This is a genomic window from Natronomonas sp. (genome assembly GCF_036625485.1).
Taxonomy (GTDB): Archaea; Halobacteriota; Halobacteria; order Halobacteriales; family Haloarculaceae; genus Natronomonas.
The window spans coordinates 1-3,189 of the sequence record NZ_JAZKTR010000220.1 but is presented as its reverse complement, the minus strand read 5'-3'; the positions used below and the strand labels follow the sequence as shown (position 1 = coordinate 3,189).

At 64.6% G+C, this 3,189-nt stretch carries 2 protein-coding genes; both read right to left on the bottom strand.

Features of this window, described 5'->3' with window-relative positions:
- Nucleotides 1-627, bottom strand: a 627-nt coding sequence (locus V5A53_RS14115) for a pyridoxal-phosphate dependent enzyme (protein WP_332314251.1), incomplete at its 3' end; no start/stop codon positions are given.
- Between the two features lie 67 nt (nt 628-694).
- On the bottom strand, nt 695-3,189 hold a 2,495-nt coding region (gene gyrA / locus V5A53_RS14110; RefSeq protein WP_332314250.1), incomplete at its 5' end, for a DNA gyrase subunit A.

Genomic DNA, 3,189 nt, shown 5'->3' with positions numbered 1-3,189 from the left:
GCCGATGACCGACTGGAACTCCCGGACCATCCGGGGGAAGGGGTCGGGACCGACGACGCTGCCGACGAGGTAGTGGGTGTCATCCATGTTCTCGGCGAAATCCTCGAGGGCGGCGTCGACGGCCTCGGCGAGGCCTTCACCGCCGCGGGTGACCTCGTTGACCTCCGCACCCATCAGGCGCATGCGGAAGACGTTCATCTTCTGGCGCTCGACGTCCTTCTTGCCCATGTAGATCTCCGTATCGAGGTCGAACAAGGCGCCGACCATCGCCGTCGCGGTGCCGTGCTGGCCGGCGCCGGTCTCGGCGATGAGGCGCTCCTTGCCGGCCTTCTTCGCCAGCAAGGCCTGCCCGACGCAGTTGTTTATTTTGTGGGCACCGCCGTGGAGGAGGTCCTCACGCTTCAGATAGATGTCGGCGCCGTAGGCCTCGCTGAGGTTCTCGGCGTGGAACAGCGGCGTCGGCCGCCCGGCATACTGTTCGAGGATGTGGCGGAACTCCGCTTTGAATTCCTCGGACTGGGCGATCTCCTCGAAGGCGCCCGCTAGCTGTTCGAGCGGTTCCTGCATCGGTTCGGGGACATACCGGCCGCCGAACTCGCCGAACTGGTGGTCGCCGGAATCGGACATACCCGAATCTGATCGGTGATGTATAAAAGAGTTGGCGGATGAGCGGAATCGATTGGTCGTGAGGGCGTTATTCCTCGTCGTCAGCGGACGCCTCGTCGGCCGCGTCGGCGTCTTCGTCAGCTCCCTCGTCGTCTTCGGCCATCGCCTCGGCCGGAACGACGTCGACGCCGGCGACCTGGTCGTCGTCATCGACCTTCATCACGACGACGCCCTTCGTGTTCCGGCCGACCTCCGACACTTCGTCGACGTGGGTGCGCATGATCTGGCCGGACTCGCTCATGATGACGAGGCCGTCGCCCGCCGATACCGTGTTGATCGAGCAGACGGGGCCATTGCGCTCGTCGGTCTTGATGTCGATGAGACCCTTCCCGTAGCGAGACTGCTGGCGGTACTCTTCGAGCGGCGTCCGCTTGCCGTAGCCGTGCTTGGTGACCGTCAGCAGGTCGCGGTCGTCTACGGATTCGGCGGCGACGAGGCCGGCAACCCGGTCGTCGCCTTCGAGTTTGATGCCGTTGACGCCCCTCGCGGTCCGTCCCATCGGGCGGGCGTCCTCTTCTGCAAAGCGGATTGTCATGCCCTGCCGCGTGCCGATGAGCAGGTCGCCGTCGCCGGAGGTGACCTCCACGTCGACAAGCGAGTCCTCGTCTTCGAGGCTGACGGCGCGAATGCCGCCGGAGTGGACGTTCTCGAACTCGGAGACGGCGGTCCGCTTGACGTAGCCGCCTTCGGTCGCCATCGCGAGATAGCCCTCGTCGATGTCGTCGGTGTTGACGACGGCGGTGATCTCTTCGCCGTCGTCGAGGTCGATGATGTTGATCGCGGAGGTACCGCGGGCGGTTCGGCCCATCTCGGGCAACTCGAAGACCTTCAGGCGGTAGACCTGCCCCTGATTCGTAAAGCAGAGCAGGTAATCGTGTGTCGATGCGGTGAAAACCGTCGACACGCGGTCGCCTTCCTTCGGTCTGGAGCCGATGATGCCCTTGCCGCCGCGGTGCTGGGGGTCGAAATCGGCCAGTGGCATCCGCTTGACGTAGTCGTCCTCGGTGACGACCACGACGACTTCCTCCTCGGCGATGAGGTCCTCGCGGGTGACCGCGCCCGCGTCCTCGATGACGTGGGTCCGGCGCTCGTCGTCGTACTCGTCTTTGACCTCGCGGAGTTCCTCTTTGATGACGTCGAGCAGTTCCTGCTCGTCGCCCAGGATGGTTTCGAGCCGTTCGATCTCGGCCTGTACTTCCTCGTATTCGGTCTGGATCTCGCCGGCCTCCATCGAGGTCAGCGAACCCAACTGCATCCGGACGATGTGTTCGGCCTGCTCAGAAGAGAGTTCGAAGTCCTCTTGGAGGGTCTCGATGGCAGCATCGCGGTCCTCGCTGCCCTGGATCAGGTCGACGACGCTGTCGACATTGTCCAGTGCGACCAGTCGGCCTTCGAGGATGTGGGCGCGGTCCTCGGCCTCGTCGAGTTCGAACTGCGAGCGCCGGCGGACGACTTCGCGGCGGTGGTCGACGAACTGTTCGAGCATCTCCTTCAGGTTCAGCACGCGGGGCTGGCCATCGACCAGCGCCAGCGAGATGACCGAGAAGGTGTTCTCGAGGTGGTTCTCGATGAGCTGGTTCTTGACGACGTCGACGTTGGCACCGCGCTTGCAATCGATGACGACGCGGATGCCGTTGCGGTCGGACTCGTCGCGGATGTCGCTGATGCCCTCGATCTTGCTCTCCTTGACGTCATCGGCGATGCGCTCGATGCGGCGGGCCTTGTTCTCCTGATACGGGAGTTCGTTGATGATGATGCGGTCGCCGCCCGTCTCGCTGTACTCGACGTCGAGGTCGGCGCGAACGCGCAGTCGGCCGCGACCCTCTGTGTAGGCGCCCCACAGGCCCTCGCGGTTGACGATGTTCGCACCGGTCGGGAAGTCCGGCCCCTTGATGTAGCCGTCCGATTTCGGCGTATCGAGGAGGTCCGAGACCGTGCAGTCAGGGTTGTCGATGAGGTGGATGGCCGCGTCGACGACCTCGCCGAGGTTGTGCGGCGGGATGTTCGTCGACATCCCGACGGCGATGCCGGAGGCGCCGTTCAAAAGGAGGTTCGGTACCTTCGACGGCAGGACGTCGGGTTCGGTCAGGCGGTCGTCGTAGTTGCTCGTGAAATCGACGGTGTCCTTGTCGATGTCCGCCAGCAGCTCCTGGGCGAGCGGCGCCATCCGGGCCTCCGTGTACCGCATCGCCGCGGGCGGGTCGCCGTCGATAGAGCCGAAGTTTCCCTGGCCGTCGACGAGCGGATAGCGCAGCGAGAAGTCCTGTGCCATCCGGGCCAGCGCGTCGTAGATGGCCTTGTCACCGTGGGGATGGTAGTTACCCATCGTCTCGCCGACGATCGAGGAGGACTTCCGATGGCCCGACCGCGGCGTGAGGCTCATCTCCTCCATCGCATAGAGGATGCGCCGCTGGACGGGCTTGAGGCCGTCACGGGCGTCCGGCAGCGCACGCCCGACGATGACGCTCATCGCGTAGTCGATGTACGACTGTTCCATCTCGTCCTCGATGCGGACGGGCTCTA